The organism is Piezobacter thermophilus, assembly GCF_055386745.1.
Map to the genome: position 1 here is coordinate 827,507 of NZ_AP042380.1, position 16,444 is coordinate 843,950.

General features: G+C 67.7%; 18 protein-coding genes. 4 read left to right on the plus strand and 14 right to left on the minus strand.

Annotated elements, in window-relative coordinates:
* Nucleotides 1–25 precede the first annotated feature (25 nt).
* The 3 genes from ACZ5CM_RS03900 to ACZ5CM_RS03910 form a co-directional block, all read right to left on the minus strand.
* Complete coding sequence (locus ACZ5CM_RS03900) at nt 26–481, minus strand: universal stress protein (RefSeq protein ID WP_464641414.1); 456 nt, start codon at nt 479–481, stop codon at nt 26–28.
* Nucleotides 482–552: 71 nt separating this feature from the next.
* Nucleotides 553–1,416 carry a branched-chain amino acid aminotransferase gene (locus ACZ5CM_RS03905; protein ID WP_464641415.1) on the minus strand — a complete coding sequence of 288 codons (864 nt, stop codon included), beginning with the start codon at nt 1,414–1,416 and terminating at the stop codon, nt 553–555.
* Between the two features lie 93 nt (nt 1,417–1,509).
* Entirely contained in the window at nt 1,510–1,968 is a 459-nt protein-coding gene (locus ACZ5CM_RS03910) for an Lrp/AsnC family transcriptional regulator (protein WP_464641416.1), read from the minus strand.
* Nucleotides 1,969–2,097: 129 nt separating this feature from the next.
* Here ACZ5CM_RS03910 and ACZ5CM_RS03915 point away from each other — a divergent pair, with 129 nt between their 5' ends.
* Nucleotides 2,098–3,147: a Leu/Phe/Val dehydrogenase gene (locus ACZ5CM_RS03915; RefSeq protein WP_464641417.1), complete on the plus strand. Its 1,050-nt coding sequence runs from the start codon at nt 2,098–2,100 to the stop codon at nt 3,145–3,147.
* Nucleotides 3,148–3,277: 130 nt separating this feature from the next.
* On the opposite strand, the gene trpS is transcribed toward ACZ5CM_RS03915, so the two are convergent.
* Entirely contained in the window at nt 3,278–4,306 is a 1,029-nt protein-coding gene (gene trpS / locus ACZ5CM_RS03920) for a tryptophan--tRNA ligase (protein WP_464641418.1), read from the minus strand.
* 113 nt (nt 4,307–4,419) lie between these two features.
* Here trpS and ACZ5CM_RS03925 point away from each other — a divergent pair, with 113 nt between their 5' ends.
* Entirely contained in the window at nt 4,420–5,118 is a 699-nt protein-coding gene (locus ACZ5CM_RS03925) for a rhomboid family intramembrane serine protease (RefSeq protein WP_464641419.1), read from the plus strand.
* 91 nt (nt 5,119–5,209) lie between these two features.
* Here the strand turns inward: ACZ5CM_RS03925 and ACZ5CM_RS03930 are convergent, their stop codons facing one another.
* The 4 genes from ACZ5CM_RS03930 to ACZ5CM_RS03945 form a co-directional block, all read right to left on the minus strand.
* Nucleotides 5,210–5,401, minus strand: a complete 192-nt coding sequence (locus ACZ5CM_RS03930) for a YgaP family membrane protein (protein ID WP_464641420.1) — start codon at nt 5,399–5,401, stop codon at nt 5,210–5,212.
* Between the two features lie 114 nt (nt 5,402–5,515).
* Entirely contained in the window at nt 5,516–6,304 is a 789-nt protein-coding gene (locus tag ACZ5CM_RS03935; protein ID WP_464641421.1) for a C40 family peptidase, read from the minus strand.
* A gap of 5 nt (nt 6,305–6,309) precedes the next feature.
* Nucleotides 6,310–7,695 carry a leucyl aminopeptidase family protein gene (locus ACZ5CM_RS03940; RefSeq protein ID WP_464641422.1) on the minus strand — a complete coding sequence of 462 codons (1,386 nt, stop codon included), beginning with the start codon at nt 7,693–7,695 and terminating at the stop codon, nt 6,310–6,312.
* A gap of 91 nt (nt 7,696–7,786) precedes the next feature.
* Nucleotides 7,787–8,140 (minus strand): hypothetical protein, encoded by a 354-nt coding sequence (locus ACZ5CM_RS03945; RefSeq protein WP_464642476.1) that lies wholly within the window; start codon nt 8,138–8,140, stop codon nt 7,787–7,789.
* Between the two features lie 177 nt (nt 8,141–8,317).
* On the opposite strand from ACZ5CM_RS03945, the gene ACZ5CM_RS03950 reads away from it, so the two are divergent.
* Nucleotides 8,318–8,968 (plus strand): carbonic anhydrase, encoded by a 651-nt coding sequence (locus ACZ5CM_RS03950; protein ID WP_464641423.1) that lies wholly within the window; start codon nt 8,318–8,320, stop codon nt 8,966–8,968.
* Between the two features lie 58 nt (nt 8,969–9,026).
* On the opposite strand, the gene ACZ5CM_RS03955 is transcribed toward ACZ5CM_RS03950, so the two are convergent.
* The 5 genes from ACZ5CM_RS03955 to ACZ5CM_RS03975 all read right to left on the minus strand — a co-directional run bounded on the left by ACZ5CM_RS03955 (nt 9,027) and on the right by ACZ5CM_RS03975 (nt 14,053).
* Nucleotides 9,027–10,049, minus strand: a complete 1,023-nt coding sequence (locus tag ACZ5CM_RS03955; protein WP_464641424.1) for an aspartate-semialdehyde dehydrogenase — start codon at nt 10,047–10,049, stop codon at nt 9,027–9,029.
* A 92-nt stretch (nt 10,050–10,141) separates the two neighbouring features.
* Nucleotides 10,142–11,317 (minus strand): MFS transporter, encoded by a 1,176-nt coding sequence (locus ACZ5CM_RS03960; protein ID WP_464641425.1) that lies wholly within the window; start codon nt 11,315–11,317, stop codon nt 10,142–10,144.
* Between the two features lie 117 nt (nt 11,318–11,434).
* Nucleotides 11,435–12,214 (minus strand): aldolase/citrate lyase family protein, encoded by a 780-nt coding sequence (locus ACZ5CM_RS03965; RefSeq protein ID WP_464641426.1) that lies wholly within the window; start codon nt 12,212–12,214, stop codon nt 11,435–11,437.
* A gap of 34 nt (nt 12,215–12,248) precedes the next feature.
* The gene (locus tag ACZ5CM_RS03970; RefSeq protein WP_464641427.1) at nt 12,249–13,664 is read right to left on the minus strand and encodes a pyridoxal phosphate-dependent decarboxylase family protein; all 1,416 of its coding nucleotides are present in this window, start codon (nt 13,662–13,664) and stop codon (nt 12,249–12,251) included.
* Nucleotides 13,664–14,053, minus strand: a complete 390-nt coding sequence (locus tag ACZ5CM_RS03975; RefSeq protein WP_464641428.1) for a 5-carboxymethyl-2-hydroxymuconate Delta-isomerase — start codon at nt 14,051–14,053, stop codon at nt 13,664–13,666. Before ACZ5CM_RS03975 ends, ACZ5CM_RS03970 begins: the two co-directional genes overlap by 1 nt.
* 129 nt (nt 14,054–14,182) lie before the next feature.
* Between ACZ5CM_RS03975 and hpaR the strand changes: the two genes are divergently transcribed.
* A complete protein-coding gene (gene hpaR / locus ACZ5CM_RS03980; protein WP_464641429.1) occupies nt 14,183–14,620 on the plus strand; it encodes a homoprotocatechuate degradation operon regulator HpaR in 438 nt (145 codons plus the stop codon).
* A gap of 11 nt (nt 14,621–14,631) precedes the next feature.
* Here the strand turns inward: hpaR and ACZ5CM_RS03985 are convergent, their stop codons facing one another.
* The gene (locus tag ACZ5CM_RS03985) at nt 14,632–16,236 is read right to left on the minus strand and encodes a L,D-transpeptidase family protein (RefSeq protein WP_464641430.1); all 1,605 of its coding nucleotides are present in this window, start codon (nt 16,234–16,236) and stop codon (nt 14,632–14,634) included.
* Nucleotides 16,237–16,444: the final 208 nt, after the last annotated feature.

Below are 16,444 nucleotides of genomic sequence, written 5' to 3' on the forward strand. Positions count from 1 at the left end.
GGGCGGTGGCGTGACCCGCAGGTGGTCAGGTGATGGCCTCCAGCCGTTCCTTACTGAGGTGCCCGGGCACCAGCGTGATCGGGATCGGCAGCGTCCCCGAGGCACGGCTGAGCTGGGTCACCAGCGGTCCCGGCCCGCTCTTGTCCGTGCCTGCGCCCAGAACCAGCACGCCGATTTCCGGGTCGTCCTTGATCTGGCCGAGGATCTCGGGCACCGCTTCGCCTTCGCGGATCACCAGCTCGGGGTCCACCCCCTGCTTGTCGCGCATCCACTTGGCAAACACCTCGAAATGCGCGTGGATCCGCTCGCGCGCCTCTTCGCGCATCACCTCGCCCACGCCCAGCCAGTGATTGAACTCTTCGGGCGGGATGATGGCCAGGATGGTGACGCCCCCGCCGGTATGCGCGGCGCGCATCGCCGCGAAGCGCATGGCGTTCAGGCACTCGGTGCTGTTGTCCAGAACCACAAGGAATTTGCGCATGGTAATTCGTTCCCTTTTGCGGGGATCATGCACCAGGACCTGCGGTCAGGCAACGCGTCATTTGCGTGGCTTCAGCGGGTGGAGGCGGCCCAGTCCCAGTAGAGTTCGCGCACCCGGCGGGTGATCGGGCCGATCTGGTAGCGCCGTTCCTCGAAGGCGGTGACCGGGGTGACCTTGGACATGTTGCCGGACATGAACATTTCGTCGGCGGCCTCGAAATCCTCGAAGGTCAGCACCTTTTCCACCACCTCGATGCCGTCGGCGCGCATGTTGGCGATGTGCCGGGCGCGGGTGATGCCGGCCAGGAAGGTGCCGTTGGGGATCGGGGTGAAGGCCACGCCGTCGCGCACCATGAAGATGTTGGCGGTGGCGGTTTCGGCCACGTTGCCCATGGCATCGGCCACCAGCGCGTTGGTGAATCCCTTGGCGCGGGCCTCGACCAGCATGCGGGCGTTGTTGGGGTAGAGGCAGCCGGCCTTGGCATTGACCACCGCGTTTTCCAGCACGGGGCGGCGGAACCGGGTCCGGGTCAGGGTCACCGAGGCGTCGGCGGGGGCCATGGGAATTTCCTCGAGGCAGATGGCAAAGCCGGTTTCGCCCCCGTCCGGCACGATTGCCGAACGGTCGCCATTGATGCCCCAGTACATGGGCCGGATATAGACGGCCGCATCGCGCGGATAGGCGGCAAGGCCTTCGTGGATGATGCCGACCATCTCTTCGACCGAGACGGTGGGTGTCAGCATCAGCGCCTCGGCCGAGTTGTTGACCCGCGCGCAGTGCTTGTCCAGGTCCGGGACAAGCCCGTCGAAATACCGCGCCCCGTCGAACACGCCCGATCCCAGCCAGGCGCCGTGATCGGCCGCGCGCATGATCGGCACGTCTCCGTCGTGCCACTTGCCGTCGAACCAGGTGCGGATATTGGTGCCGGTCGCCATTGTGTGTGCCTCCCGTGATGACCGGGGCAGGGTAAGGCCGGAATGGGTCAGAAGTCCAGACATGTTCTGCATCTGCCGGGCCGTGTGGGGCGGTCAGTCGGGCATCGGCAGCACGTCCCGCCGCAGCATGGTGCGCAGCGCGAAATTCGAGCGCAGCCGGCTGATTCCGGGGATGCGCATCAGGCGGTTTTCCAGAAAGGCGTCGAAGGCGGCCAGATCCGCCGCCACCACGCGAAGAAGTATGTCGCGCGATCCGGTCAGCAGGTGACATTCCATCACTTCCTTGCAGTCGCGAATGGCGCGTTCGAAGGCGCCGATGGCGTCGCGGTCCTGTCGGTCGAGCTCGACCGACACGAAGATCGTCACCGGCAGCCCCAGCCTGGCGGCATCGACGATGGCCGCATAGCCGGTGATGACCCCCTCCCGCTCCAGCCGTTCCAGCCGGCGGGCGCAGGGGGTGGGGGACAGCCCGACCGCCTGTGCCAGCTCGGTGATCTTCATGCGTCCGTCGCGCTGGAGCGCGGCGACGATTCTGCGGTCGATGGCGTCCATGGAGATAGACTCCAAAATCATATCAGATTTTAGATGATATCACTAATGCTGGGCGCGAAGAACGGCAAGCTTGGTGAAAATCACTCTTCTGCGCGTGGCAAACTCGTGCCGCGACCATGGAGGAGAGTGATGAAGATTGACGAAATCGATGCCCCTGGCCACGAGCGGGTGATCCGTTTCGAGGATGCGGACAGCGGATTGCGGGGATTCGTGGCGTTGCATTCGACGCAGCTTGGCCCCGCGGCCGGAGGGGTCAGGATGCGTGTCTATGATGGCGAGGGCGAGGCGCTGGAGGATGCGCTGCGCCTGTCGCGGGGCATGACGTTCAAGAACGCCGCGGCCGGTCTGCCGCTGGGCGGTGGCAAGGCGGTGATCATGGGCGATCCGGCGCGCGACAAGTCGCCGGCGCTGCTGGCCGCCTTCGGCCGGGTGGTGGAGTCGCTGGGTGGGCGCTACTGGACCGCCGAGGACATGGGGATGACCCCGGCCGACATGGGGCTGATCGGGGCCGAGACCCGTTACGTGGCCGGGCTGGCCGACGGGCCTTTTGCCAGCGGCGATCCGTCTCCGGTGACCGCGCGCGGCATTTTCAACGCCATCCGCACCACGTCGCGGCATGCGCTGGGCAGCAGTGATCTGCGCGGCCGCGTCGTCGCGGTTCAGGGTCTGGGCCATGTGGGGATGCATCTGTGCGGGCTGCTGCATGGGGCCGGGGCGCGGCTGATCGTGGCGGATGTGGAGTCTGCTCCGGCTGAGCGGGCGCGTGCGGCCTTTGGTGCCGAGGTCGTTTCTTCGTCGGAGATCGTGGCGGCCGAGGCAGATATCTTCGCCCCCTGTGCGATTGGTGGCATCCTGAACGCCGGTACCATTCCCCGGTTGCAGGCTCGGGTGGTGGCGGGTGGTGCCAACAACCAGCTGGCCCAGGCTGGCGACGGGGCGCGTCTGCATGCGCGCGGAATTCTTTATGCCCCGGATTTCGTGGCCAATGGTGGCGGGATCATCAATGTGGCGACCGAGATCTTGCGCATCGAGGATCGCGAGGTCTGGGTGAGCGAGAAGCTGGCGGCGCTGGACCGGACGCTGGAGCGTATTCTGAACCGGGCCAGGAGTCGCAGTGTCGGCCCCGAGGAAGTGGCCGAGGAAATCGTGCGGGAGGCTCTTTCCTGCGCGGCCGCATGAGGCGGGCTGTGGGTGGTGCGGGGGAGGGGGCTCAGCCCCCTCTGGCGTGCGAGCACGCCATTCACCCCCGGAGTATTTGGGGCAAGAGGAAGGGGGGCAGGGTGAGGTCCAGCTCGGGCAGGGGTCGGTTTCAGGTAGCTGGACCGACCATGCCCACGATGTCGTAGGTGCGGCGCAGGATCGGCGCGGTGATTGCGCGGGCGCGTTCGGCACCGCGGGTCAGGATGCGGTCGATCTCGGCCGGGTCGGCCATCAGCCGGGCCATTTCCGCCGAGATCGGGGCAAGTTTGGCAACCGCGAGTTCGGCGAGCATGGGTTTGAATTCGGAAAACTGCCTGCCGCCCATCTCGGCGAGCACCTTTTCGGGGGTGGTGTCGTCGAGGGCGGCGTAGATGTTGACGAGGTTGCGCGCTTCGGGGCGGCCTTTCAGGCCATCGACCTCCGAGGGGAGCGGGTCTGGATCGGTGCGCGCCTTGCGGATCTTTTTCGCGATGGTGTCGGCGTCGTCGGTCATGTTGATCCGGCTCATGTCCGAGGGGTCGGATTTGGACATCTTCTTCGAGCCGTCGCGCAGGCTCATCACCCGGGTTGCGGCGCCCTCGATCACCGGTTCGCACAGCGGGAAGAAGTCCACCTTGTAGTCGTGGTTGAACTTGGCGGCGATGTCGCGGGTCAGCTCTACATGCTGCTTCTGGTCCTCGCCCACGGGGACGTGGGTGGCGTGGTAGATCAGGATGTCGGCGGCCATCAGCGCCGGATAGGCGAACAGGCCCAGCGAGGCATTTTCGCGGTTCTTGCCGGCCTTGTCCTTCCACTGGGTCATGCGCTGCATCCAGCCCATGCGGGCCACGCAGTTGAAGATCCAGGCCAGCTGCGCGTGTTCGGGCACCTGGGACTGGTTGAACAGGATCGATCGTTCCGGGTCGATGCCGGCGGCGATGAAGCCCGCGCAGAGTTCGCGCGTGTTGCGTGCCAGGGCGGTCGGGTCCTGCCAGACGGTGATCGCGTGCAGGTCCACCATGCAGTAGATGGTTTCGAAGCGACCTTCTTCCTGCATGTCCACAAAGCGTTTCATCGCGCCCAGATAGTTGCCGAGCGTCAGCCCGCCCGAGGGCTGGATGCCCGAGAACACCCGCGGCGTGAAACTGGTTTCGCTCATGGCGGCAACTCCCGTCTGGTAATATGGCCGCGTGTCGCTTACCCATGGGGCCCGGTATCGTCAACCGGCGCGGGGCACGCGCGTGCGTCGCAGGAGGCCAGGAGGTGACAGGCATGAATGACGAGGACGACAGGCAGGGCCTTCATGCCCCGGTCAATCCGCTGCCTCCGGTGGTGGTGGCGCTTTTCGTGATCATCGTCGGCATCGAGGCGGCATTTTCCCTTGGGGAAAGGGGGCTGGTCGGCGGAGCGCAGGCGGTGGGCTGGCGGCTGGCGGCGATCCAGTCATGGGCCTTTTCCGGCGAGATCTTCGACTGGATGTGGGAGAACGGGCGCTGGCCGGCCGAGCATGTGCTGCGTTTCGTCACCTATCCCTTCGTGCATGCCTCGTTCACCCATGCGCTGTTCGTGGGCGTGTTCCTTCTGGCGATGGGAAAGATGGTGGCCGAATCCTTCGGAGCTCTGGCCATGCTGGCGGTGTTCTTCGTTTCGGCCATTGGCGGCGCGCTGGCCTATGCCGTGCTGCTGAACGATCCGATGCCGCTGATCGGAGGTTTCCCGGCGGTTTACGGGTTGATCGGGGCCTTCACCTGGCTGCTGCAGTTCTCGCTGGCACGGATCGGGGCGAACCAGATGCGGGCGTTCACGCTGATTGCCTTTTTGATGGGCATTCAGCTGCTGTTCGGGCTGATCTTCGGGGGCAGCCGCGACTGGGTGGCCGATCTGGGCGGGTTCGTAACCGGATACGGGCTGTCCTGGGTGGTATCCCCCGGTGGCTGGGCGCGGCTGCGTGCGATGATCCGGCACGACTGAGCCGCCCCCGGCCTGCCGCGGGGAAGACAGGACAACGCCCGGGCCGGCCACCTTCAGGCCGCCCGGTTCTGCTGTTCCCCCGCTGCCTGCGTCAGTTTCGGGTCTTGCAGGTGCGGATGCCGAGGACGCTGTAGATCGGGCAGGTTCCGATCAGGCCGGTGACCAGCGGCACCAGGCCGATCCACCCCCAGGGTGTCTGCGGGCCGACGAAGACCAGCGACAGCAGTACGAGCCCGACAATGATGCGAATCACGCGGTCCAGGGTTCCTTCGTTGTGCGACATGAGATGTCCTTTCCGTTCGGGTTTAGGGTGACTGCCCCTTGTCGCGCGGTGACGCGGGCGCTGTCGGTGACAGTGTCACCAAGCGCGGCAATTTTCCGCCCCGCCGGGGGGAGGTCACAGCCGCTTGTGCGCCAGGATCGGACCGTCGCCCTGGCGCGCGATCCGGGCCAGCGCGCTGCGCATCGGTTCATAGGTGACGGCCATGTGAAAGGCGTTGGCATGCAGCAGCAGTTCGGGTCCGGCGACAATTGCCACATGCCCCTTCCAGAACAGCAGGTCGCCCCGGATCGGCTCGGTCCCCTCTGGCAGGCTGGTGCCCAGCGCGGCCTGCTGCTGGTGACTGTCGCCGGGGCAGGGGCGGGCGCAGGCCAGCAGGGCCGCCTGCACCAGGCCGGAACAGTCGATCCCCCAGCAGCTGTTGCCGCCCCACAGATAGGGCGTGCCCAGAAGCCTGGCCGCGGCCTCGACCGGATCGGTCAGGGGCCTGTCCAGCGCCTGAAGATGCGGGCGCGGCACGAAGCCCTCGGGGGTCTCGAGGAAGCCATCATGTTCGGCCATCACCGTCACACGGCTGCCGAAGGACAGCGCCGCGCGCTCGGGCGATTTCATGTCCGGGGCGTCATAGAGATGTGTGGCCCGCGCGACGACCTGGTGGGTGGCGGCGCGCTCCGGGCCGAGGAGGTCGCTGCGCAGCCAGCCCTCGTAGCCGTCGCGGCAGGCCCGGACGAAGGCCCAGCCGTCGCTTTCGCGCTGCACGGTCACCGTTTCGCCGAACAGCAGCTGCCTGTCGCGCGGACCGTCCGGTGCCGCGCGCAGGTCGGCCAGGGGGCGGATGATCCGGCGCCTGCGCCCGGCGGGGCCGGTGTCGGCAAGCGTGTCGGGCGACGGGTTGGGGGTGGGCACGGGCCTTACCCCCCCAGCAGCCGGGGCAGGGCGTCGAGGATCGCCCGTGCCCCCTGCCCGACACCGCCGCGCGGGCGGGCCGGAGCGGATTTGGGCTGCCAGGCATAGATGTCGAAATGGGCATAGCGCGGGGCCGAGACGAACCGGCGCAGAAACAGCGCCGCCGTGATCGACCCGGCAAATCCGCCCGAGGGCGCATTGTCCAGATCGGCGTCGGCGGGTTCGATCATCGTCTCGTAAGGGGCGTGGAAGGGCATCCTCCAGACCGGGTCGGCCATCCGCGCGGCGGCCTCGGACAGCGCCCGGGCCAGTTGATCGTCATCGGTATAGAAGGGCGCGATGTCGGGGCCGACCGCCACCCGCGCCGCCCCGGTCAGCGTGGCCATGGAGATCAGCAGATCCGGCGCCTCCTCGTCCGCCAGCGCCAGCGCGTCGGCCAGCACCAGCCGGCCTTCGGCGTCGGTGTTGTTGACCTCGACCGTCAGCCCCTTGCGCGAGGTGAGGATGTCGCCCGGACGCATGGCCGCCCCCGAGACGGCGTTCTCGACCGCCGGAATCAGCACCCGCAGCCGCAGCGGCAGATCCAGCGCCATGATCGCCCGGGCAAGCCCCAGCACCGTGGCCGCCCCGCCCATGTCCTTCTTCATCAGCGCCATGCTGTTGCCGGGCTTGAGGTTGAGCCCGCCGGTGTCGAAGCACACCCCCTTGCCCACCAGCGTCAGCCGCGGCCCCGCATCACCCCGGCGCAGCTCGATCAGCCGCGGGGCGCGGTCGCGGGCGGCGGCGCGCCCGACCGCATGGATCATGGGAAAGCCCCGCGCAAGCGCCTCTCCGGCGGTCACCGCGACGGTTGCTCCGAAGCCTTCTGCCAGCTCGCGGGCGGCGGATTCGAGCTCGGCCGGGCCCATGTCGGCGGCAGGGGTGTTGATGAGGTCGCGGGTCAGGGCCTCGGCCGCGGCCCAAGCCTCGATGCGCGCCGCATCGACACCTTCGGGGGCCACCAGCCGGGCGGCGGCACCGGACCGGTCCTTGTAGCGGTCGAAGGCATGGCCGGCCATGAGCCAGCCGAAGCATTCCACCTCCAGCGCCGCACCCGTCAGGCCCGAGGCAATGTCATAGCTGCCCGCGGGCAGGCGGGCGGCGGCCTCGGCCAGGATGAAGCGTTTGCGCGCCCGGTCGGCGGCAGAGCCGTAGCCGGCCAGCGCCATCTCCGGCCGGCCATCCGTGCCCGGCACCACCAGCACCTTCCCGGCGCTGCCGTCAAAGCCGTTGGCCTCGGCCCAGCTGCGCAGCCGGTCGGGCTGTTCCTTCAGCCATTCCGGGCAGTTGCCCTTGTCGATGACGTGAAGGGGAAGGGTCCTGTCGTCGCGCGGGGCGAAGGTCGGGGGCATGGTGTCGCTCTCCTGCCTGAGTCGGTGACAAGGTAGCCCGACCGGCGGCGCCCGCAAGCCCCCAAAGCCGGGCAGGACGCCGCGCCTCCGGTCAGACCGACAGATCCTGGGTGTCCCACACCGCGGTCAGGGACCGCTCGCCCACCCGGATCAGGCGGAACAGCGTGGCGCCGATGGCCGGCCAGTCGCCGGCATCTATGGTCCGGGTCACGTCGCCGGCAACGCGGGCCAGCGCGGTCATGCCGATCTGCTCGGCTATGGCAATCAGCGAGCGGGCATGCTTGCGCAGCGCGGTCATGTCGCCGCCGCGCCAGTCCCGTTCGCAGCGGGTCAGGCGTATGGCCAGTTCCTCGACCGCGCGGCAGATCACGTCCTCGGCCGCGCCGGGACCCATTTGCCGGTAGAGTTGTTCCAGCCGGTCCGGATCGAGCCGAACCGATTCCATTATCGCAAGCGTCAACAATCTTTCCACCACGTCACCCCGATTTCCCGGCCCCCACGACCGCGTTCAATGTGACAGGGAAGAAGTTTGCAAAAGGTTGCGCCGCTTGCCGGAAAACTCTCGAATTTTGCGCCAATGCATCCTATCTGCGCAGGAACCGATCAGGATGAGGGGGATGACATGAAACACGCCAAGCCTTTGCCCGGCTACCTCGTGCAGCGCTATCATGGCTGGAAGGCCACCTCGTGGGAGGAAAACCGCGGCTGGTATCAGCGTCTTGCAACCGAGGGGCAGCGCCCACGCGCCATGGTCATTTCCTGCTGCGACAGCCGGATCCATGTCACCTCGATCTTCGGTGCGGACGAGGGGGAATTCTTCATCCACCGCAATATCGCCAATCTTGTCCCGCCCTGCGAGGCCGACGGCCGCCATCACGGCACCTCGGCCGCGGTGGAATATGCGGTGACGGTGCTGAAGGTGGTGCACCTGATCGTGCTGGGGCATGCCCAGTGCGGCGGGGTGCAGGGCTGCATCGACATGTGCCGGGGCGAGGCCCCCCAGCTGGAGGGGCAGGACAGTTTCGTGGGCCGCTGGATCGACCTTCTGCGGCCTCGCTATGACCGGGTCGAGGGCATCTCCGACCCGGCCGAACGGGCGCGCGAGATGGAAAGGCAGGCGATTCTGACCTCGCTTGAGAACCTGATGACCTTCCCCTTCGTGGCCGAAGCGGTCGAGAACGGCGTTCTCAGCCTGCACGGCCTGCGCACCGATATCGGCGACGGCACGCTGGAGTGCTACGACCCCGAAAGCGACGCCTTCGTTCCGGTCTGATCGGCAACCCGGCCTGCCACCGCCTTGCGTGCCGGCGGGCCGGACGGATGCCGCCGGGTCAGCCCTTTTTCAGCACCCGGTTGCCCAGAACCTCGGCGATCTGCACGGCGTTCAGCGCCGCCCCCTTGCGCAGGTTGTCGGACACGCACCACAGGTTCAGACCGTTGTCGATGGTGCCGTCCTGCCGGATGCGGCTGACGAAGGTGGCATAGTCGCCCACGCATTCGACCGGGGTGACGTAGCCGCCATCCTCGCGCTTGTCCACGACCAGGATGCCCGGGGCCTCGCGCAGGATGTCGCGGGCCTCGTCCTCGTCGAGGAAGTCCTCGAACTCGATGTTGATGGCCTCGGCGTGGCCCACAAAGACCGGCACCCGCACGCAGGTTGCGGTGACCTTGATGGCCGGGTCCATGATCTTCTTGGTCTCGGCCACCATTTTCCATTCCTCGCGGGTCGAGCCGTCATCCATGAAGACGTCGATATGCGGGATCACGTTGAAGGCGATCTGCTTGGTGAACTTCTTCGGCGCGACCTCCTGCCCCGGCACATACATGCCCTTGGTCTGGTCCCACAGCTCGTCGATGGCCTCCTTGCCGGCGCCCGAGACCGACTGGTAGGTGCTCACCACCACCCGCCTGATCCGCGCCCGGTCGTGCAGCGGCTTGAGCGCCACCACCATCTGCGCGGTCGAGCAGTTGGGGTTGGCGATGATGTTCTTCTTCGCGTAGCCCTCGATCGCCTCGGGGTTCACCTCGGGCACGATCAGCGGCACCTCGGGATCATAGCGATACAGGCTGGAGTTGTCGATCACCACGCAGCCCGCGCCTGCCGCGATGGGAGCGTATTTCTGCGTCGCCTCGGATCCGATGGCGAACAGGGCAATGTCCCAGCCGGCGAAATCGAACTGCGCGATATCCTGCGTCTTCAGCGTCCTGTCGCCAAAGCTGACTTCGGTGCCCAGCGATTTGCGGCTTGCCAGCGCGGCAATCTCGTCCACCGGGAACTGGCGCTCGGCCAGGATGTTCAGCATTTCGCGGCCCACATTGCCCGTGGCGCCTGCGACGACGACTCGGTAACCCATCTTTCCATCTCCAGCTGCGGGTCCAGTTGCGCCGGCCGCCCGGGCCGGCTGCGCTTCTCTATCGGGAAAGCCGGCGGGGGAAAAGGGGCAGATCAGTCCATCCGGTCGCGGCTGAACAGGTAGATCGCCACCCCCAGCGCCAGCGTCACCGCGAAGAAGGTGAAGATGGCCACATAGGGGGCGGCCACCTCGGACCCGCCCGAGAACCGTTCGTGCACCCGCCCCGAGGCGAACTGCATCACCCCGACCCCACCGATCCCGAACAGATTCAGCAGCGTCACCCCGCGCCCGACCAGATGCGGCGGAAAGAACGACCGCCCATGCGCCATGATGACGGGGAACGAGCCGCCCAGGAAACCGACCGCCGCGATCAGCGCCACCGACAGCCAGACGTGATCATCGATCATCACCGCCAGCCCCGCCAGCGCCGCCAGTCCCAGCAGATTGCCGCCCACGACCACCCATTTCCGGCTGCCCAGAATGCCGTCCAGCGGACCGTAGGCGAAGGTGCCGGCAATCATCGCCGCCCCCATCAGCAGCGTCGCCTGCCCGATCTGCGTCGTGCTCAGCCCGAACACGTCGGACAGATAGGGGCCGGCCCACAACCCGCGAATGGTTGCCGCCGGCATGTAGTTGACGAACATCATTGGCAGGATCGGCCAGATCGCGGGCAGCTTCAGCAGATCAAGAAGCGACCCCTTCTCGCCGCCCTGCGCGCGGACAGGATCGCGCACGGTCACGAAGATGCCCGCCGCCACCAGTGCCGACAGCGCGGCCAGCCCCGCCAGCGTGCCGCGCCAGCCGATCAGCTCGGCCGCCAGAGCCGTCGGCCACGAGGCCACCAGATTGCCGGCCGAGCCGACCCCGAGCATCAGCGCCGCCAGCGTGGCGAAACGGGCCGGGGGGTATTCGCGGGCAAAGATGTAATAGGAGGCCATCAGCACCGGCGAACACCCGATCCCGATCAGCGCCATGGCAATGCTGACATGAACGGGCGCCGTGGCCAGGGCGAACAGGGCCGCACCACCGCCGCCGCCCAGCAACAGCAGCCCCGCCGCCGTCCGCCGCGGCCCCAGATGATCCAGCGCCCAGCCCACCGGCAACTGCATCAGCGCAAAGGCCAGAAACCACAGCCCCGATGCCGTCGCCAGATCCTCTGGTCGCGCTCCGAGATCGCGCAGCAGCGGCCCGGCCAGTACCGCCAGAAAGGCGCGAAAGAACTGGCTCAGCACATATGCCAGACACAAGACGATCAGACCTGCCTGCATTGCTCTCCGTCCACTCCCCCTTGGCGCCCTGCCCCGGTCGCGCCTGCCTCTTCCTCTTGCCGGAAATACTCCGGGGGGCACGGGGGGCAGAGCCCCCCGTGAAACCGGCCCCCGCCATCAACCCTGCGCACGGGCCTTCCACCTTGCAGCCAGGGCACGCGCATTCTGCACCAGTATCAGCGCATCGATGCCGATGGCAAGAAACCGGGCGCCCATGTCCAGGTAGCCCCCGATCGCCGCTTCGGTCACGCCCAGCACACCCGGCGCCTTCCCCGCCGCCCGGATACGGGCAATCGCCCCGGCAATCGCCTCCTGCACCTCCGGCGCGGCCGAATTGCCGGCAAATCCCATGTCGGTGCTCAGATCGGCAGGGCCGATGAACACGCCGTCCACGCCTTCCACCGCAAGGATGTCGTCCAGCGCCGCCATCCCGGCGCGGGTCTCCACCTGCACCAGAAGGCACATTTGCGCATCGGCCGTGGCGATGTAGTCGTCAATCGCCGAAAACCGCGTCGCCCGCGCTGCCGCCCCGCCCACGCCGCGCACGCCCTGCGGCGGATAGCGGCAGGCCCGCACCAGCACCCGCGCCTGTTCGGCGCTCTCCACGATCGGCACCAGTACCGTCTGCGCGCCCGCATCCAGAACCTGCTTGATCAGCCACGCCTCGCCCACCGGAACCCGCACCACCGGATGCGACGGGCTGGCCGCCAGCGCCATCAGCTGGTCGCGGATCGAGCGGATGTCGTTGGGCGCGTGCTCGCCGTCGATCACCAGCCAGTCGAAACCGGCCGTGCCCATCATCTCTGCCGCCTGCGCGTCGGCAAGGCTCAGCCAGCAGCCGATCAGGGTCTCCCCGCGCGCCAGCGCCTGCTTGAACGTGTTTTCGGGTGCGGACATCTGCCTCTCCTCCTCTGCCGGCCGTCCGGCCGGATCATCGCTCCAGCCCGGCCGCGATTTCCGCAATCACGTCGCCGGCCTGCATCACATCCGCCTCGGTGGTGTCGAACTGACCGACCTGGAAGCGGATCGCCACCCGGCCATCCACCCGGGTCTGGGTCAGATAGATCCGGCCATCGTCATTCACCGCATTGACCAGCCGCAGGTTCAGATCGTCAAGATCGGCCGCCCCCCCGGGTGCAAAACGGAACGTCCACAACGACCACATCGGAGCCGTCACGATCTCGAAACCCGGCATCGACGCCACCCGCTCATGCAGCGCCTGCGACCAGCGCACGTGATCGCGGATGCGCGCGCGCAGCCCCGCAAGCCCGTAGGCGCGGATCAGGAACCACAGCTTGAGCGCCCGGAACCGCCGGCCCAGCGGGATCGACCATTCGGAATAGTTGATCACCCCCTCGGCGCCATGGGTCTTGAGGTATTCGGGGCTGATCGCCAGCGTGCGCACCAGATCCTCGGGTGCGCGCAGGAAATGGGCCGAGCAGTCGAACTGCGCCCCCAGCCATTTGTGGGGGTTGAGCACCACCGAATCGGCCCGCTCCACCCCCGCCCAGAGCGGACGAAATTCGGGGCAGATCATCGCCGCCCCCGCCCAGGCCGCATCCACATGCGTATAAAGTCCGTGGCGCGTGGCCACCTCCATCACCTCGGCCACCGGATCGGTGGCGCCGGTGCCGGTGCCGCCCACGCACAGGATCACCCCCGCCGGCAGTCGTCCCGCCGCCCGGTCGGCGGTGATCGCGGCCTCCAGCGCCTGCGGGTCCATGCCGCGGCGCTCTCCGCGGACGGGGATGCGCACCAGGTTCTCCTGCCCGATGCCGGAAATCCAGATCGCCCGGTCGATCGAGCTGTGCACCTCGGACGAGGCATAGACCCGCACCGGCGCCTGCCCGGCCAGGCCGTCGCGGTTGCCGGCCCAGCCCAGGGCGCGCTCGCGCATGGTCAGCACCGCCGCCAGCGTGGCACCCGAGGCGCTGTCCTGGATGACCCCGGAAAAGCCCTCGGGCAGGCCCACCGCCTGGCGCAGCCAGTCCATCATCCGGGTTTCCATCTCGGTTGCCGCCGGCGAGGTCTGCCACAGCATGCATTGCGGCGCGATGGCCGAGACGAGGAATTCGGCCAGTACCGATTCGGGGGCGGCATTGGCCGGGAAATAGGCGAAGAAGCGTGGATGCTGCCAGTGGGTGATCCCCGGCATCACGATGCGTTCGAAATCCGCAAATACCCGCTCCATATCCTCCGGCGCCTCGGGCGGTGTGGCGGGCAGGGCGTTCAGGATCTCGCCGGGGCGGGTCTGCGCGCGCACCGGGCGCGCGGCCACCGTCTCACGGTATTGCCGCGCCCAGTCGGCAATGCGCCGACCCCAGCGGCCGAATTCCTCCCATTCCATCAGGCGTTCCCTTGCAGGTGGTCGCGGATGGTTCCGCATTTTGGTGACAGCTCGGGGTCGATATCACGCATCTCGAACGAGAGGGCCACCGGATATCGTGCCATGACCGGTTCCAGAAAGGCCCGTGCGGCGGCAAATACATGTTCGGTCGCGGCCTTGCGCGCCGCCAGGGGCCGCCCGCCGCGCAGCCGCACCGAGATGTCCACATAGCCATGGACGGGGTCGCCGTCGGCAATGGACACGTGATCGGCGCGCACCGCCCGCACCCGGAGCCCGGCCATCGGCAGGACGCCCGTCTCGATCGCCGCCCGGCGCAGCACGTCGCACAGCGCGGCCATGTCCACGCGGTCTTCCATGTTGGGCGAGTAATCCACGATCACATGCGGCATCGCCGGCTCTCCCGCAGGCTGTCTTTAACAAGTTCACGGAATGGCGCGCCCGTGTCAAGGAGGGTGTCAAGGAGGGTGACAACCGGGTTCGCGCTTTGCATCCCGGCCCGGCATGGGTAAGACGGAGGCATGACCAGATCACTGCCCAGCACCGACCGCTCGCTGCCGATCGCACTCTTGCGCGCGCGGGAGCGGGTGATGGGACCGATCCGGGCGATGCTGGCCGATGTCGGCATCACCGAACAGCAGTGGCGCGTCCTGCGCGTTCTGGACGAATCCGGGCCCCTCGATCCCACCCGCATCGCCGAGCTGGCCTGCCTGCTGCTGCCCAGCCTCACGCGCATCCTTCAGAAGCTGGAGCACAAGGGCATGATCCGGCGCAAGCCCGACCCTGATGACGGGCGCCGGCAGATCGTCGAGATCACCGCCCAGGGCGCCGAGCTGATCGCCGCCAACCTTGCCGATGCGGTGGCCCTGATGGAGCAGGTGCGCCGGCGCATGGGCGCTGAGCGCTACGAGGAACTGCTCGACCTGCTCAACGAGCTGGACCGCCTGCCACCGGATTGAGGGCAGCGGGATCAGCTTCCCAGAGACACGCCCTGCGCCTGCATTGCCTTCCACAGCTTTGCGTCGACGCGGTAGGTATCGGCGGCAAATTTCACCTTGCCGTCCGGGTCCACGTAGGTCGTGCGATAGACGAGATAGATCGGGACCGGCTCTTTCAGATCGATCCGGGTTTCCTTGCCCGAGGCAACCGTGCGGTCGAACAGTCCCCTGGGGTCGGAAGTCTGCCAGCTCAGCAGCAGGTAGGCCAGTTCGGTGGGCTTGTGCACCCGCACGCACCCATGGCTGAAGGCGCGCAGGTCGCGGTTGAACAGGGACTTGGCGGGGGTGTCGTGCAGATAGATCGCGTGCTTGTTGGGAAACAGGAACTTCACCTTGCCCAGCGCATTGCCGGCCGAAGGTTTCTGCCGCAGGCTGAAGGGGAAGTTGTCCTTGTCATAGCGCGAAAAATCCACCGTCGCCGGGTTGACGACCCGACCCGAGGCGTCGGTCATTTCCATCTCCTGCCGGGCCAGTGCATTGGGGTTCTGCTTGAGCAGCGGCAGGTATTCCCGCCCGGCGATCGAGGCCGGAACATACCATGACGGGTTGACGACCATGTGGGTCATCCGGTCCTGGAATTCGGGCGTGCGCCAGCGCCCCGGCTGACCGACCACGACCCGGCTTTCGTAGACCGACCGGCCGCGATCGAAGACGTTGACCTTGAACGCCGCCTCGTTGACGATGATGTGGCGCCGCCCCAGCGGCTTGTTCAGCCAGCGCATCCGCTCCAGCCCCAGAACCACCTGCATCAGCCGGGTCGAGGCCGGCGTATCGACCGCTGCCATCGTCGCCGGGCCGGCCACGCCGTCGGGGATCAGGCTGTGATCGGCCTGGAACCGGGCCACCGCCTGTTCGAGCGCCCGGTCATAGGTGGCGCCACTGCCGGACCGATAACCCATCCGGCCCAGCCGCGCCCTGAGCCTGGCCACCGCCGCGCCCGACTGGCCCGGTTTCAGCCCCCGGACGCCGACCTGCGGCCCCCAGCCGCCATTTGCCGCGATCTTCTGCAGGCGCGCCTTTTCGCGCAGCAGGGCTCCGTAGCCGCTGCCCTGCGGCGGCAGTGCCCGCAGGAAACCGGCGGGCGAGCTTTTCGCGAAGGCTTCGAGAAGCTGCCGCGTGCTGCGCCGCGGCGGAGGCAGGGTCATGTTCGGATCCACCCGCGCGGGCAGGACGATGCCGCTCTGGATGTCATGGGCATAAGCCACGAAGCGCCGCGTGGTGCGGGCCTCGACCTGTGCTGCGCGCCTGGCGCCGCGCATGTTCGCGAAATCCGCGCGGACGGCGGCGGCGTCGTAGATGCCGCGGGGAAGGCCGTGCGCGGGGGCCTGCCGAAGCGCTGCGAGGAACGCGTTGCGCCGCTTGCGGTCGCGTTTCGAGGTCCAGATCGGCCTGTAGTCGCGCGCGGCATAGAAGGCGGCGATTTCGGGATCACCTGCCACCGCCTGTGCCAAGGCCTGCCTGAACGGCGCCGACTGGGCCTGCGCCGGGGCCCCCGGCAGCATGGCGGCCAGCAGGAAGGCGATGGTCAGGGCGGCAAGGCCGGGAAAGCGGGCGGAGAAGCGTCGGGTGGCGTTCATGGAACCTCTTGAACCTTTTGCAACACGGATCCGCGAAAGCATTTCGCGGTGGCAGGTTCAATCTATCGCGCCGGCCGGAATTTTCCCACTTCGCAATCGGTCTGCCGGGAAAGCGCGGCAGAACCATTGCCGCGATGCGACACCCGGCAACCGGGGGGACGCAGCGAAAAGGGCCGACCCTTTCGGGACGGCCCTCGATCCGGTTCAA

Excerpts from the sequence above, each read along its gene's own strand:
- ACZ5CM_RS03900 (WP_464641414.1), bottom strand. The coding sequence starts at position 481 with ATGCGCAAATTCCTTGTGGTTCTGGACAACAGCACCGAGTGCCTGAAC.
- ACZ5CM_RS03905 (WP_464641415.1), bottom strand. The coding sequence starts at position 1,416 with ATGGCGACCGGCACCAATATCCGCACCTGGTTCGACGGCAAGTGGCAC.
- ACZ5CM_RS03910 (WP_464641416.1), bottom strand. The coding sequence starts at position 1,968 with ATGGACGCCATCGACCGCAGAATCGTCGCCGCGCTCCAGCGCGACGGA.
- ACZ5CM_RS03915 (WP_464641417.1), top strand. The coding sequence starts at position 2,098 with ATGAAGATTGACGAAATCGATGCCCCTGGCCACGAGCGGGTGATCCGT.
- trpS (WP_464641418.1), bottom strand. The coding sequence starts at position 4,306 with ATGAGCGAAACCAGTTTCACGCCGCGGGTGTTCTCGGGCATCCAGCCC.
- ACZ5CM_RS03925 (WP_464641419.1), top strand. The coding sequence starts at position 4,420 with ATGAATGACGAGGACGACAGGCAGGGCCTTCATGCCCCGGTCAATCCG.
- ACZ5CM_RS03930 (WP_464641420.1), bottom strand. The coding sequence starts at position 5,401 with ATGTCGCACAACGAAGGAACCCTGGACCGCGTGATTCGCATCATTGTC.
- ACZ5CM_RS03940 (WP_464641422.1), bottom strand. The coding sequence starts at position 7,695 with ATGCCCCCGACCTTCGCCCCGCGCGACGACAGGACCCTTCCCCTTCAC.
- ACZ5CM_RS03945 (WP_464642476.1), bottom strand. The coding sequence starts at position 8,140 with ATGGAATCGGTTCGGCTCGATCCGGACCGGCTGGAACAACTCTACCGG.
- ACZ5CM_RS03950 (WP_464641423.1), top strand. The coding sequence starts at position 8,318 with ATGAAACACGCCAAGCCTTTGCCCGGCTACCTCGTGCAGCGCTATCAT.
- ACZ5CM_RS03955 (WP_464641424.1), bottom strand. The coding sequence starts at position 10,049 with ATGGGTTACCGAGTCGTCGTCGCAGGCGCCACGGGCAATGTGGGCCGC.
- ACZ5CM_RS03960 (WP_464641425.1), bottom strand. The coding sequence starts at position 11,317 with ATGCAGGCAGGTCTGATCGTCTTGTGTCTGGCATATGTGCTGAGCCAG.
- ACZ5CM_RS03965 (WP_464641426.1), bottom strand. The coding sequence starts at position 12,214 with ATGTCCGCACCCGAAAACACGTTCAAGCAGGCGCTGGCGCGCGGGGAG.
- ACZ5CM_RS03970 (WP_464641427.1), bottom strand. The coding sequence starts at position 13,664 with ATGGAATGGGAGGAATTCGGCCGCTGGGGTCGGCGCATTGCCGACTGG.
- ACZ5CM_RS03975 (WP_464641428.1), bottom strand. The coding sequence starts at position 14,053 with ATGCCGCATGTGATCGTGGATTACTCGCCCAACATGGAAGACCGCGTG.
- hpaR (WP_464641429.1), top strand. The coding sequence starts at position 14,183 with ATGACCAGATCACTGCCCAGCACCGACCGCTCGCTGCCGATCGCACTC.
- ACZ5CM_RS03985 (WP_464641430.1), bottom strand. The coding sequence starts at position 16,236 with ATGAACGCCACCCGACGCTTCTCCGCCCGCTTTCCCGGCCTTGCCGCC.